The sequence below is a fragment of the Nicoletella semolina genome (genome assembly GCF_004345745.1).
GTDB classification, from domain to species: Bacteria; Pseudomonadota; Gammaproteobacteria; order Enterobacterales; family Pasteurellaceae; genus Nicoletella; species Nicoletella semolina.
In genome coordinates, this window is the sequence record NZ_SLXJ01000009.1 from 1 (window position 1) to 13,819 (window position 13,819).

Consider the following 13,819-nt stretch of genomic DNA (forward strand, 5'->3'; position numbering starts at 1 on the left):
CTAAACTTTTAACTCAAGTAAAAAATGAAAATAGGCTGGGTAAAACCAGCCTGTTTTTTTATCAATAAAATAACAGAACAACCCTTACCTACACTCATAACTGAGAAAGTCAAAGATAAAGGACAAGAAAGAAATTCAATGTTTACTGTGAATCATACATTATTTTTACACACTTCGCTTTTGAATTTCGGTGAGGAAACGGGCGTATTTTTGTAGGATATCGCCGATCAATTCTTGTTCAGTGAGATGATGGACTTCGTAACTTTCTTGTTCATCTTCAAAGAACGTAGTTGAGACGTAGCTTTTTGCCTCGGTAAGATGTGGCAGGTTCTCGTCTTGAATGAGTGTCTGTGAAATGTCTAATACAGTTGTTCGGATACCGTAGTGAAAATCTCGGATTGTATGTGTGTAGATGGTCAGTAAAATAAATGGCTTTTTATTGGCAAAATCAGATTCTAAATGTACGCTAAGATGGTATTCACCAATCAGTGTTTGACGGAGTTCTCGCATAGCAGGCAAGGCAGTGCGTTTAAGAAATGTTAGCATTTCTTGTTGTTTATGCTGATTGAGTAAATGATCTAATCGATCTCGCCAATTCTCTGCCGTCCAAGTGTTGGTTTGGGCAAATTCGGTATGATAGTAGTGGTAGTCATTCATTAGCCCTTTTTGTAAACTGATTGCCATTAGGATCATTAGTCCAGCAAAGGGGAGGGAGAACATTGACATTAATGCCTGTAATGCTTCGACACCGCCAATATTAAATAGTAAACTGGTTGTCAGCGTGATAACCGCTCCCCACATCACGGCTTGCCAGCGAGGTGAAACAAGGCTTTTGTCTTTTGAGGCGATATTGTTGAGTGTATAGATGCCAAAATCAATAGTGGTCAGAAAAAACAACATCACAATGATTAGGCTTAATCCTTGTAGTAGAGGGGAGAACGGTAGATAGTTTAAAAAAGAGAATAGCAATTTTCCAGATGAATCAATCCAATGCGTTAATTCGCCATTTGCAAGATGTTCATTGATCCAAATCGCCCCATTTCCAAAGACGGTAAACCATAAGATAAAGAAAAAACTGGGGACAATTAGCACACCGAGTACAAACTCTCGTATGCTTCGTCCTCTTGAAATTCGTGCAATAAAAATACCGAATGCTGGAGCCCAAGCAAACCACCACGCCCAATAGAAAACAGTCCAGTCTCTAAACCATTCAAATTGAGCAAAGTTATAAATATAAGTGCGAAAACTGGCTGAAACCAGACCGCTAAAATAAGTGCCAATATTCTCGGTAAATGCAGAGAGTAAGTAGACTGTCGGACCTGTAGCTAAGATAAAGACTAATAGCATTAATGTAAGCGATAGGTTTAGCTCACTGATAAAGCGCAAACCTTTACTCAATCGCTGCATAGACAAAAGAATTGCACCTGTAAAAATACTGAGTAAGACGATTTGTACAACGAGTTTAGTTTGATCAAATGCACTAACGCTTTCAATAGCCGCAGCAAGTCGGATCGCACCATACGCAAGGGTGGTAATTAAGCCAAATAAGGTCGTGCATAACCCAAGAATATCAATTAAATCCCCTATTCTGCTATTAATTTTTTGTTTAAAGAGCGGATAAAAGCAAGAACGTAGAGACAGAGGTAATTTATAACGAAAACCAAAGTAAGCAATAGCAAGTGCAATGAGACCATAAATTGCCCAAGCATTAATGCTCCAATGGAAAATACTGTGAAATAGTGCAGATTGTGTGATGTTTTGTTCATCAATAGGCGAGATTTGATGTGAAAGAGGTTCTGCAACCCCCAAAAAAATAATCCCAATTCCCATTCCTGCGGTAAACAACAGGGAAAACCAAGATTTTAGGCTAAATTCTGGTTCCTCTTCATCTGTACCCAATTTAATATCACCGTAGCGACTTAATACAAGGAAAGCTAAAAAGAGCAAAAAGAACGCACAGCAACTGATATAAAACCAACTAAAATTATTGAAAATATGGTGTCTAATGAAATTTAATCCATTCAAGATCTCATTGGGATAGAGCAAAACGCCCAAAATGCAAAATAAACAACAAATGAGACCGCTTGTTACAACGGTTAGGTTGAATGTTGTCGGAGCAAAAAAATTTTTCATTTATAGTTCGAAATAATCGCAAATCTAATCACTGAGCCTAATAACGGTAGGTTTCCCTACCGTTATAAAAATCAGCTTATTCAGCTAGTTCTGTTTGCTCGTGAGCCATTAGCTCTTGACCAACAGAGTCTAGCAATGAGAGATAACGTTCATAATGTTTTAGAATGTCAGCGATTAATTCATCACCGTCCATATACTGCACATCATAACCTGTTCGCCCATCAAAGAAATAAGTGATTGGTTCATAGGTAATGTTATGCTGAATATGCGGTAAATTTTCATCGTTAATCAACTGCTCAGAGACTTCTCGACCCACTGACTTAATGCCATACATAAAGTTTCGCATCGATTCTTTATGAATGATTAATTCTACCGCAGGCTCATCTTGATCAAAATAGCTGTTTACTTCAACGCTTAAACCATATTCTGAAATAAGTTCTCTTCGTAATTCACGCATTGCGGGGTGAGCGGTTTTCTTCAAGAATTTAAGAATATCTTTTTCTTCGGTTTGATTTAACATTTGACTGAGATAATCACGCCATTTGTTACCAGTCCATAAAACAGAACCAGGGGTTAGCTTAACATCAAAATATTTTTTATCCGCACGCAGCCCCAACCATAAACTGACACACATCACACCCATTAGAATTGAGAATGGCAAAGCAGTAATTAGTGTCATCGTTTGTAAGTTAGCTAATCCGCCTGAACTGAGCAACGTAATGGCAACCGCAGACATTAACACTCCCCACATCAACGCCTGCCAGCTCGGAGAAGTAAGACTCTTATCACGAGAGGCAATATTGTTGAGAACATAAATGCCTGAGTCTGCTGATGTGATGAAAAATAATGCGATACTCACTAATGCTAATACGCCTGTTAGCGTAGATAATGGGAAATAATTTAGGAACTTAAATAGCAGTGTTTCAGGCGAGGAAACAAATTGCGATAACGCACCTTGAGCTTCATTGAGTTCAAGCCAAATAGCACTGTTACCAAATACCGTAAACCATAAAATACCAAATAAACTCGGCAGTGCTAATACGCCGAACACAAACTCACGAATAGTACGTCCACGAGAAATTCGGGCGATAAATAACCCTACAAAAGGCGCCCAAGAACACCACCACGCCCAATACAAGACGGTCCAGCCATTAAACCACGCCACATTTTCTTGTTCGTAGGCAAAGGTTTTGAAACTCATTTTGACTAGGTTAGAAAGATAAGTACCTATATTGTCACTAAATGCAGAAAGTAGATAAAGCGTTGGACCTGCAATCAGCACGAACGCCAATAAACAAATGGCTAAAACAAGGTTAGCTTCACTAAGGATTTTAACGCCTTTTCCAACTCCAGAAATAGCGGAAAAAACAGCGAGCGTCATCACTACAACAATAACAATCGTTTGTAGACCGAGATGATTTTCATCAAGCCAACCCATTTCAACTAAGCCAGCCCCAAGTTGTGATGAGCCAAAGCCCAATGTTGTGATAATCCCAAATAGCGTGGCGACCAACGCCATAATATCAATAAAATCCCCCATTCTGCCATTGATACGTTCTTTGAGTAATGGGTAGAAACAAGAGCGTAAAGCAAGAGGTAACTTATAGCGGAAACCAAAATAGGCTAGGGCTAATGCAATGACACCATAAATTGCCCAAGCGTGCATTCCCCAGTGGAATACCGTGTGCAGCAACGCTTGCTGTGCTTGTTGCTCGTTGGTGCCTGTAGTGATTGGTGAAATATAGTGAGATAGCGGTTCTGCCACACCAAAGAACATCAATCCAACCCCCATACCTGCCGCAAATAGCATCGCTAGCCAAGAAAGGAAGCTAAATTCTGGCTCTTCTTCATTTGTTCCTAATTTGATATTGCCTAAGTTACTGACTGATAAAATAATCAAAAAGAATAAAAAAATAGAGCAGATAAAAACATAATACCAGCTAAAATAATCAAAAATGGATGCCTTAGCAGCATCTAATACCGCTTGTGTTTCTGTTGGCAATAGTAAGATCGCAGCAACAAGTAAAAAAACAAATAATAATGTGATACCTGTTACAAACGGGTTAAATGAATGTTTGCCACTAAAAAGTGTGCCTAAGTTCATAAAAACTCCTTTGTAGATGTTGAATTAAATTGAGTCGCTATATAGCATTAGATGTTCGAGTTGAACAATGATAGACCAGAGTCTAATTTGTGAACAGAAATGTTCTGATATGTGTAAAACTGGGCAAGTCTACCATAGAATACAGAATTTCCCTACAATTAAATATCTGAATGACAAGAGCGAAATGGAGTGGCGGAACGAGAATTCCCTCCCTATACGGAGGGAGGGAGAAGGTAAAGGTAGTAGATCTACCTCTTTTTTTATTTATAATTTATAGCTTGCTTAAATCAACTAATGCATCACGGCTGATGTTACTGATTTTTTCGTTGCTGGTTAAGGTCATTGCTACTCGCATTTCTTTTTTGAAAATATCGAGCATATTTTCAACGCCTGCTCCGCCTTCTGCTCCTAATGCGTAAACAAATGAGCGACCAAGCATACAAGCGTCCGCACCGAGTGCAATCATTCGTACGACATCTAAACCGTTGCGGATACCTGAATCAGCTAAAATTTTAATGTCGCCTTTTACTGCATCAGCAATAGCAGGTAAGGCTCTTGCACTAGATAGCACGCCGTCTAACTGGCGACCGCCGTGGTTAGAAACGACGATACCATCAGCACCAAAACGTACCGCATCTTTCGCATCTTCTGGATCAAGAATGCCCTTAATCACCATTGGACCGTCCCAAAATTCACGAATCCACTCAAGATCTTTCCAAGAAATTGATGGATCAAAGTTTTCGGTCAGCCAGCCGATATAGTCATCTAAGCCGATTTCTTTGCCGACATATTTTGAGATGTTGCCTAGTGTGTGCGGTTTGCCGTGAATACCTACGTCCCAAGCCCAGAATGGGTGAATCATACTTTGTAATACACGGCGGATTTCTTTATAAGGTCCACTCATACCTGAATGCATATCACGGTAGCGAGCCCCAGGGGTTGGCATATCAACAGTAAAAACGAGTGTTGAACAACCTGCGGCTTTAGCACGCTCTAGGGCGTTTTTCATAAAACCACGATCTTTAAGCACATAAAGTTGAAACCATAGCGGGCGTTTAATCGCGGGTGCTACTTCTTCAATTGGGCAAATTGAAACAGTAGAAAGCGTAAATGGCACGCCTTTCTTTTCCGCTGCTTGAGCAGCTTGTACTTCTCCACGACGTGCATACATACCCAATGCACCCACTGGAGCGAGTGCAACAGGCATTGATAGTTTCTCACCAAAAAGTTCGATTTCCGTATTGACGTTAGACATATCTTTTAATACACGCTGTCTTAATGCAATATCAGAGAGATCGCTGACGTTGCGTTGGAGTGTATGCTCCGCATAAGAACCACCATCAGCATAATGAAACATAAACGGTGGAACACGGCGTTTTGCCGCTTTACGATAGTCGTTGGCTGATGAAATAATCATTTTTACCTCTTTTTATAAGAATTATAGTGAATGGTGTTAATTAATTTGTTATCAATATTAGATAAAAAACAAATTTATAATGGCGGTTAATTCTAATAGAAATTGCATCAGAAACCTATCTATGGGCTAATCTTTTTTGTAGAAATGTGGTGTAATTCACAAAATTTGATCGAAATGTGGTGAACTTGGATAAGTTTGCCTGAATTTCTAACAGCGATTTATTTTTAGAGTGCTGAATTTTTCTTCGCATTGAGAAGCGGTCTTTTGAGACCGAAAATTTGCAAATCTAGTATAACAAGCTACAATGCTTGATGTTATCCACTCTTAATTAAGGAATTTGAAATGAAAATCACCAAAAATGTTGTGCCAAGCATTGCTTACCAAGTTCGTACTCAAGATGGTGTGCTTGTTGATGAAGCACCTGTTGAGCAGCCTTTAGACTATTTACACGGTCATCATAATTTAGTGATTGGTTTAGAAAACGCCCTTGAAGGGAAAGCGGTTGGCGATAGCTTTGAAGTCCGTGTAAAACCTGAAGAAGGTTACGGTGAATATAATGAAAATATGGTTCAGCGTGTACCTAAAGATGTATTTATGGGGACTGATGATTTAGAAGTTGGAATGCGTTTTATTGCTGATACAGATATTGGTCCTTTGCCAGTGGTGATTACGGCGATTGAAGGCGATGAAGTAGTCGTTGATGGTAATCATATGCTGGCAGGTCAAGAGCTTCTATTTAGTGTAGAAGTGGTCGCGATTCGTGAGGCGACGCTAGAAGAAATTGCTCACGGACATATTCATCAAGAAGGCGGTTGCTGCGGACACGATAGTGATGAGGAAGGACACGGTTGTGGCTGTGGACATCATCACGACCACAGTCATCATCACGATGGTGTTAAACACTAATCAAATGTTGGTAAATCTATGAGTGATACCCAACTTCATACTGGCACGGATTATCTCCGTGCTATTTTAAGCTCCAAAATCTACGATCTTGCCCAAGTTACGCCATTGCAAAAAATGGAGAAGCTCTCAGAACGCCTAAATAATACGATCTTTATTAAACGAGAAGACCGTCAGCCAGTGCATAGCTTTAAATTGCGTGGGGCTTATGCGATGATCTCTAATCTTTCTGCTGAACAAAAAGCGGCAGGTGTGATTGCGGCTTCTGCAGGTAATCACGCTCAAGGGGTGGCTTTATCTGCAAAACATTTAGGTTTAAGAGCGTTAATTGTGATGCCACAAAATACGCCGACGATTAAAGTAGATGCTGTACGTGGCTTTGGTGGCGAAGTATTACTTTTTGGTGCAAATTTTGATGAAGCGAAGGCAAAAGCGATTGAATTATCGCAGCAGCTCAATATGACCTTTGTTCACCCATTTGATCACCCGCTTGTTATCGCAGGTCAAGGCTCGATTGGTATGGAGTTGTTACAACAACAGGCAGATGTGAATTATGTTTTTGTGCCTGTTGGCGGTGGCGGATTGATTGCAGGTGTTGCCGTGCTGATTAAGCAGTTGATGCCAGAAATTAAAGTGATTGGCGTGGAGTCAAAGGATTCAGCTTGTCTCTATTATGCACGTCAAGCAGGCGAACCGATTGATTTAGAGCGTGTTGGGCTATTTGCTGATGGGGTTGCAGTTAAACGTATTGGTGATGAAACGTTCCGTTTATGTCAGCAATACGTTGATGATGTTGTTTTAGTCGATAACGATGAAGTTTGTGCGGCGTTAAAAGATATTTTTGAGAATGTGCGTGCAGTGGCTGAACCGTCAGGAGCCCTTTCTCTTGCAGGACTAAAAAAATACTGTGAGCAATATCGGCTACAAGACAAAAACCTTGCTTGTATTTTATCTGGGGCAAATCTAAATTTTCATACGCTACGGTATGTCTCAGAACGCTGTGAAATTGGCGAGAAACACGAAGCATTACTAGCTGTCATTATTCCTGAACAAAAAGGCAGCTTTCTGAAATTTTGTGAAATATTAGGCAATCGTTCGGTAACAGAATTTAACTATCGTCGAGCCGATCAGCATAGGGCTTGCGTTTTTGTTGGTGTTCGCATTTCAGGTAATCAAGAAAAACGAGATATTAGTAAAGAGTTGCAACAATACGGTTATGAAGTGGCAGATCTTTCTGATGACGATGTTGCCAAGACGCATATTCGCTATATGGTAGGCGGACGTGTAAATAATGTGCAAGAGCAGCTATATAGTTTCGAGTTTCCAGAACAAAAAGGGGCATTGTTAAAATTCTTACAAACCTTGATAGAATGGGATATTTCGCTTTTCCATTATCGAGCCCACGGAGCAGATTATGGCGATATTTTAGCGGCGTTTCGCATTCAAGATCAGGAAATGATCCAATTTACTCAAGCACTTGAACGATTGGGGTATCGCTATCAAAACGTAAGCGATAGTCCTGCATATCAATATTTCTTAAAATAACACCTTCGCAAGCGGTCATTTTTTCATTAATTTTTGCAGAATTTTTTGATAATGCCACCGCTTGTTCTTAGAAACATTCTTGGAAAAAAATCATTATGGCAGAACGTAAATATTTTGGCACCGATGGGGTGCGTGGCAAGGTAGGAAAATATCCAATCACGCCTGATTTTGCATTAAGATTGGGCTGGGCTGCAGGCAAAGTACTAGCAACACAAGGCTCCAAAAAAGTGCTGATTGGAAAAGATACTCGAATTTCAGGCTATATGTTGGAATCGGCTTTAGAGGCTGGTTTAGCGGCTGCTGGGCTTTCTGCCGCATTTACAGGTCCAATGCCAACCCCTGCGATTGCCTATCTTACTCGCACATTTCGAGCAGAGGCAGGCATTGTTATTTCCGCTTCACACAACCCTTATGATGATAATGGGATTAAATTTTTCTCATCTATCGGCGAGAAATTACCTGACAACGTGGAGGAAGCGATTGAAGCAATGCTTGAACAGCCAATGGATTGTGTGGCTTCTGCAGAGCTTGGTCGAGCGAGCCGTATTACTGATGCAGCAGGGCGTTATATCGAATTTTGTAAAAGTACATTTCCAGCGCATTTAAGCCTAGAGGGCTATAAAATTGTAGTCGATTGTGCAAACGGTGCGACTTACCATATCGCCCCTAATGTGCTGCGTGAGCTGGGGGCAGAGGTAATCGAGATGGGTACCCGTCCAGATGGCTTAAATATTAATGAAAAATGTGGTGCAACAGACATTAAGGCATTGCAAAAAGTGGTGATTGAGGCAGAAGCTGACGTAGGGTTGGCTTATGATGGCGATGGCGATCGTTTGATAATGGTTGATCACTTAGGCAATCAGGTTGATGGCGATCAAATTCTGTTTATTATTGCTCGTGAAGCACTGCGTGCTGGAAAATTGCAAGGTGGTGTAGTTGGCACGTTAATGAGCAATATGAGTCTTGAAATCGCACTCAAAGAGATGGCAATTCCATTCGTTCGAGCGAATGTTGGCGATCGCTATGTTCTAGAGATGCTTAAGGAAAAAGGTTGGAAATTGGGCGGCGAAAACTCAGGGCATATTATCGTTTTAGATAAAAACACAACGGGTGATGGTATTGTTGCAAGCCTCGAGGTGTTGGCTGCAATGGCATCTCACCGATTAAGCCTAAATGAATTAGCCAAAGCGGTGCCACTATTTCCACAAGTATTACTCAACGTGCGTTTTGATGGTGGAGCAAATCCGTTAGAAAACGATAAAGTAAAAACCATTGCTAAGCAGGTTGAACAACAACTCAGTGGCAAAGGGCGAATTTTGTTACGAAAATCTGGTACAGAGCCACTGATTCGAGTGATGGTGGAGTGTGAAGATGCGATACTTGCCCAACGCTACGCTGAAGAAATTGTGGAAGTAATAAGGGGTTGTTAAATGACATTTTAATCTCTGTTTTAAGCTTAAGGTTAATTTGAAATTTACTTTGATATTAATTCAAACGTGACTGGTGACGCCCTGCGTACGTGTGCAATAAAATATTCACAAAATTAAAATCAGTGATGGATTTAAAACGGACACACGCAGTGTGTCCCTACGACAGGTTATTGGGAACTTGTGGATGGAAAGAGTAAGTTTTCCAATTTATGGCGTTATTTTGAATGTAATCATAAATATGACTAAATACTTGTTCGGATTTCACAATGTGTTCGTGAAATCTGGTTTGCCATTGAAATGGAATATGATTTTTTAGGGCAAAACTGGTTAATTGGCATTTTATTCCCCGAATAATCGAAGATAAATTCCGACTTTGTGAACCAAAATAATGCTGATGTCGATCAATATCCGATGTGTTTTCTCTGCTTGTAGAATTCCTCTCTGTAGACGGAGAAAGCTGCGTTATGCGTTGCATATTTGGTTTTAAGCGGTCTTATTTTGCCGTATAATTGCAACGGTTCCTTTAGGTCGTTCTTACGGTTTGTTAAGAGCCAATTTGATTTAAGATCAATTTAAACAATAAGTTAATTCAAACAGAGAGTTGAAACTATGACAATCGAAAATATTAGTACGCCCAGACAGGCGTTCGTTGGGCTGCAAATGCTATTTGTTGCGTTTGGTGCCCTTGTGTTGGTTCCATTAATTACGGGACTTGATCCTAATACTGCTTTATTGACCGCAGGCGTTGGTACATTGCTTTTCCAAGTCTGTACTCGCCGACAAGTGCCGATTTTCCTTGCATCTAGCTTCGCATTTATCGCACCTATCCAATATGGCGTGCAGCAGTGGGGCATTGCTGCGACAATGGGTGGCTTAGTTTTTACAGGCTTTATTTATTTCTTACTAGCGACTTTAGTCCGCTTTAAAGGAGCGGAGATTTTAGATAAATTATTTCCCCCTGTTGTAGTCGGTCCTGTCATTATTATTATTGGTTTAGGGCTTGCACCTGTTGCCGTTGAAATGGCGTTAGGTAAAACAAGCAATGTGCCTTATGAGCAGGCATTGTTAGTTTCGATGGTAACATTAGTAACCACTTTAATTGTTGCTGTCTTTGCCAAGGGGTTAATGAAACTTGTGCCGATTATGTTTGCGATTGCACTCGGTTATCTGTTATCAATTTTTCTTGGGTTAGTGAATTTTCAACCTGTGCTAGATGCTGCTTGGTTTAGCCTACCAAACTTCACGACGCCTGAATTCAAACTGGAAGCTATCCTTTATCTTCTTCCTATTGCTCTTGCTCCAGCGGTTGAACACGTCGGCGGTATTATGGCGATCAGCTCAGTTACGGGGAAAAACTTTTTACAAAAACCAGGGTTACACCGTACGTTACTAGGCGATGGTATTGCTACATCAGCCGCTGCTGCCTTGGGTGGTCCGCCTAATACAACCTATGCCGAAGTAACAGGTGCGGTGATGCTAACTAAGAATTTTAATCCTAAAGTAATGACTTGGGCGGCTTGCTGGGCGATTGCTATTTCATTTTGTGGTAAGGTCGGGGCGTTTTTGCAAACTATCCCTAATGTGGTGATGGGTGGCATTATGATGCTTGTCTTTGGCTCAATCGCTGCGGTAGGAATGAGTACCTTAATCCGTGCGAAAATTGATATGGGAGAAGCTCGTAACCTTTGCATTGTATCTGTTGTGATGACCTTTGGGATTGGCGGAATGCTTGTCAATGTAGGCGAATTTTCACTTAAAGGCATTAGTTTATGTGCAATTGTCGCTATTCTGCTAAACCTCATTCTGCCAAAAGCACAGGAACAAAACGAGCAAGTGTAATCCTAAGAACGTTATTTAATCTCCCTAAATTTTGTCGAAAATTTCGAGCAAAATGTAGGGAGAATTGTAAATATTTCTAAAAAACAAACCGCTAATCACTGAGAAAAACTATGCCAGAACTTCCTGAAGTTGAAACAAGTATGCGGGGTATCGCTCCTCATTTAGAAGATGAGACAATTTCGCAGATTATCATACGCCAGCCGCAGCTACGCTGGCGTGTGAGTGATGAATTACAGCAAATGGCTGGGGTAAAAATTCATAAAATTGATCGCCGTGCAAAATATCTCATTATTCGTACTGAACGTGGTGATATTTTGTTGCACTTGGGAATGTCAGGCTCGCTCAGTATTCTCTCTACTTCGCAAAATCAAGAGGCAGGAAAACACGATCACATTGATTTAATCACAACAAATGGCACAATCTTACGCTATAACGATCCGAGAAAATTTGGAGCGTGGTTATGGGTTGAGCAGGCGGAACGTTCTCCACTGCTCTCTAAACTTGGTCCTGAACCTCTCACAGACGAGTTTCACGCAGATTATCTCTACCGACAAAGTCGCCGTAAAACCCTTGCTGTGAAAAACTTTATTATGAACAATACCATTGTGGTTGGAGTGGGTAACATTTATGCGTGTGAGTCGTTATTTATGGCGGGCATTCACCCTGAATTGAGTACACAAAATCTGACGAAAAAACAGTGTGAGTGTTTAGTTTCAGTCATTAAAAGCGTACTCTCAAAAGCGATTATCCAAGGTGGTACAACACTAAAAGATTTTATCCAACCTAACGGAAAACCAGGTTATTTTGCACAAGTTCTGCAAGTGTACGGTAGAAAAGGTGAAGAGTGCAATGACTGTGGCACATTGATTAAAGCTAAAAACATAGGGCAACGTAATAGCTTTTTTTGCCCTCAATGCCAAGAATTTCCTCGGTAAATTAGCATTAATTGCAGTTCTCACAGCTTCTCTGCGTGGTGAATTAGGACGAAGCGTTCCCAAAGTTGTTCATTGGTTTCAATGTTGTCAGGATCGGTAATAATGCAATTGTTGATTGGGCAGACTTTTTGGCATGTTGGGATTTCGTAATGCCCGACGCATTCGGTGCAAAGTGCGGGGTCTATGACATAGATCTCTTCGCCCATTGAAATTGCCTGATTAGGGCATTCTGGTTCACACATATCGCAGTTGGTACATTTGTGGGTAATTAATAGTGCCATAGTTTGCTGGTGTTTTCGTTGAGTGAATATGAAGCGGGGGATTATACCTGTCCTTTTTTGCTTATGAAAGTGGCACGCTTTACGTTGTGCTTTAAAGCAAGTTGTATTTAAAGTAGATTGTCTTGTAAGTTACATCGTATTTCGCAGATTTATGAGCTAATTTGACCGCTTGGATTTGCGAGGCGTTGCGTTGCGTTATTTTTCCTGTATAATTCCAACGTTCAGTTACATTCTTTTTTTATCCTTGCTTCCACAAGTTGGTAACTGGCTAAAGTTGGAGGCTGTTAACCCGTAAGGATCAACAATGCGTCACTACGAAATCGTTTTTATGGTTCATCCAGATCAAAGCGAACAAGTACCAGCAATGATTGAGCGTTACACAGCGTCTGTAAAAGAGGCTGGCGGTCAAGTTCATCGCTTAGAAGATTGGGGGCGCCGTCAATTAGCGTATCCAATCAATAAACTTCACAAAGCACATTATGTGTTAATGAATGTAGAAGCACCTCAAAGTGTAATCGATGAGTTAGAAACTAACTTCCGTTATAACGATGCCGTTCTTCGTAACTTAATCGTTCACACTAAAGCGGCAGTAACTGAAGCTTCGCCAATGGTGAAAGCAAAAGAAAGTAAAGCTCAAGAAGCTGCTGCTGAAGTTGAAGCTGACGAGTAATTCTCAGGTTGAAAATTGTTTAATGATTACAGGCAATGTTGTCAGTAGCGTTAAACAGAGCCAAAGTCCTCTTGGTATTCCTAATTATCGTTTTTGGTTGGAGCATCGTTCCAATCAGCAGGAAGTAGGGTTGCTGCGTCAAGCGTGGTGTAAAATCCAAGTGGTGCTAAATGGCAGTCAATTTAGTTTAATAACCCAACAAATAACGATCGGTGTAAAGGTGAGGGTGAGAGGATTTCTTCATTCTCACAAAGACTATAATGGTTTAAATCAATTAGTTTTACACACCGAGCAAATTGAATTTATAGATTAGGAGAAGCCAAAATGGCACGTTATTTCCGTCGTCGTAAGTTCTGCCGTTTTACAGCGGAAAATGTTGTTGAAATCGATTACAAAGATATCGCTACATTAAAGAACTACATTTCTGAGAGCGGCAAAATTGTTCCAAGCCGTATCACTGGTACTCGTGCGAAGTATCAACGTCAATTAGCTCGTGCGATTAAACGTGCTCGCTACCTTGCGTTACTTCCATACACTGACAATCATCAGTAATAGGAGAGAG

11 protein-coding genes and 1 pseudogene are annotated in these 13,819 nt (G+C 40.7%); 8 read left to right on the plus strand and 4 right to left on the minus strand.

Features of this window, described 5'->3' with window-relative positions:
* Nucleotides 1-165 precede the first annotated feature (165 nt).
* From EV693_RS06425 to lldD, 3 genes are all read right to left on the minus strand, one after another.
* Nucleotides 166-2,133, minus strand: coding sequence for a BCCT family transporter (locus tag EV693_RS06425; RefSeq protein ID WP_132501546.1), 1,968 nt, complete (start codon nt 2,131-2,133; stop codon nt 166-168).
* 76 nt (nt 2,134-2,209) lie between these two features.
* Nucleotides 2,210-4,237 (minus strand): BCCT family transporter, encoded by a 2,028-nt coding sequence (locus tag EV693_RS06430; protein WP_132501547.1) that lies wholly within the window; start codon nt 4,235-4,237, stop codon nt 2,210-2,212.
* Nucleotides 4,238-4,508: 271 nt separating this feature from the next.
* A complete protein-coding gene (gene lldD / locus EV693_RS06435; RefSeq protein WP_132501548.1) occupies nt 4,509-5,654 on the minus strand; it encodes an FMN-dependent L-lactate dehydrogenase LldD in 1,146 nt (381 codons plus the stop codon).
* 342 nt (nt 5,655-5,996) lie between these two features.
* Here lldD and slyD point away from each other — a divergent pair, with 342 nt between their 5' ends.
* The 5 genes from slyD to mutM all read left to right on the plus strand — a co-directional run bounded on the left by slyD (nt 5,997) and on the right by mutM (nt 12,306).
* Complete coding sequence (gene slyD, locus EV693_RS06440; protein ID WP_132501549.1) at nt 5,997-6,560, plus strand: peptidylprolyl isomerase; 564 nt, start codon at nt 5,997-5,999, stop codon at nt 6,558-6,560.
* An 18-nt stretch (nt 6,561-6,578) separates the two neighbouring features.
* The gene (gene ilvA / locus EV693_RS06445; protein ID WP_132501550.1) at nt 6,579-8,102 is read left to right on the plus strand and encodes a threonine ammonia-lyase, biosynthetic; all 1,524 of its coding nucleotides are present in this window, start codon (nt 6,579-6,581) and stop codon (nt 8,100-8,102) included.
* Nucleotides 8,103-8,197: 95 nt separating this feature from the next.
* The gene (gene glmM, locus EV693_RS06450) at nt 8,198-9,532 is read left to right on the plus strand and encodes a phosphoglucosamine mutase (RefSeq protein WP_132501551.1); all 1,335 of its coding nucleotides are present in this window, start codon (nt 8,198-8,200) and stop codon (nt 9,530-9,532) included.
* Between the two features lie 609 nt (nt 9,533-10,141).
* Nucleotides 10,142-11,371 carry a uracil-xanthine permease family protein gene (locus EV693_RS06460; protein WP_132501552.1) on the plus strand — a complete coding sequence of 410 codons (1,230 nt, stop codon included), beginning with the start codon at nt 10,142-10,144 and terminating at the stop codon, nt 11,369-11,371.
* 110 nt (nt 11,372-11,481) lie between these two features.
* The gene (mutM, locus tag EV693_RS06465; protein ID WP_132501553.1) at nt 11,482-12,306 is read left to right on the plus strand and encodes a bifunctional DNA-formamidopyrimidine glycosylase/DNA-(apurinic or apyrimidinic site) lyase; all 825 of its coding nucleotides are present in this window, start codon (nt 11,482-11,484) and stop codon (nt 12,304-12,306) included.
* A 20-nt stretch (nt 12,307-12,326) separates the two neighbouring features.
* On the opposite strand, the gene EV693_RS06470 is transcribed toward mutM, so the two are convergent.
* Entirely contained in the window at nt 12,327-12,587 is a 261-nt protein-coding gene (locus EV693_RS06470; protein ID WP_132501554.1) for a YfhL family 4Fe-4S dicluster ferredoxin, read from the minus strand.
* Between the two features lie 304 nt (nt 12,588-12,891).
* Here EV693_RS06470 and rpsF point away from each other — a divergent pair, with 304 nt between their 5' ends.
* From rpsF to rpsR, 3 genes and pseudogenes are all read left to right on the plus strand, one after another.
* The gene (gene rpsF / locus EV693_RS06475) at nt 12,892-13,257 is read left to right on the plus strand and encodes a 30S ribosomal protein S6 (RefSeq protein ID WP_132501555.1); all 366 of its coding nucleotides are present in this window, start codon (nt 12,892-12,894) and stop codon (nt 13,255-13,257) included.
* A 22-nt stretch (nt 13,258-13,279) separates the two neighbouring features.
* Nucleotides 13,280-13,607 (plus strand): annotated as a pseudogene (priB, locus tag EV693_RS06480) (primosomal replication protein N).
* Complete coding sequence (rpsR, locus tag EV693_RS06485; protein ID WP_005598105.1) at nt 13,582-13,809, plus strand: 30S ribosomal protein S18; 228 nt, start codon at nt 13,582-13,584, stop codon at nt 13,807-13,809. The pseudogene priB and the gene rpsR overlap by 26 nt, the downstream one beginning before the upstream one ends.
* The last annotated feature ends 10 nt before the right edge of the window (nt 13,810-13,819 follow it).

Coding starts and splice junctions, on each gene's coding strand:
- EV693_RS06425 (WP_132501546.1), bottom strand. CDS start 2,133: ATGAAAAATTTTTTTGCTCCGACAACATTCAACCTAACCGTTGTAACA.
- EV693_RS06430 (WP_132501547.1), bottom strand. CDS start 4,237: ATGAACTTAGGCACACTTTTTAGTGGCAAACATTCATTTAACCCGTTT.
- lldD (WP_132501548.1), bottom strand. CDS start 5,654: ATGATTATTTCATCAGCCAACGACTATCGTAAAGCGGCAAAACGCCGT.
- slyD (WP_132501549.1), top strand. CDS start 5,997: ATGAAAATCACCAAAAATGTTGTGCCAAGCATTGCTTACCAAGTTCGT.
- ilvA (WP_132501550.1), top strand. CDS start 6,579: ATGAGTGATACCCAACTTCATACTGGCACGGATTATCTCCGTGCTATT.
- glmM (WP_132501551.1), top strand. CDS start 8,198: ATGGCAGAACGTAAATATTTTGGCACCGATGGGGTGCGTGGCAAGGTA.
- EV693_RS06460 (WP_132501552.1), top strand. CDS start 10,142: ATGACAATCGAAAATATTAGTACGCCCAGACAGGCGTTCGTTGGGCTG.
- mutM (WP_132501553.1), top strand. CDS start 11,482: ATGCCAGAACTTCCTGAAGTTGAAACAAGTATGCGGGGTATCGCTCCT.
- EV693_RS06470 (WP_132501554.1), bottom strand. CDS start 12,587: ATGGCACTATTAATTACCCACAAATGTACCAACTGCGATATGTGTGAA.
- rpsF (WP_132501555.1), top strand. CDS start 12,892: ATGCGTCACTACGAAATCGTTTTTATGGTTCATCCAGATCAAAGCGAA.
- rpsR (WP_005598105.1), top strand. CDS start 13,582: ATGGCACGTTATTTCCGTCGTCGTAAGTTCTGCCGTTTTACAGCGGAA.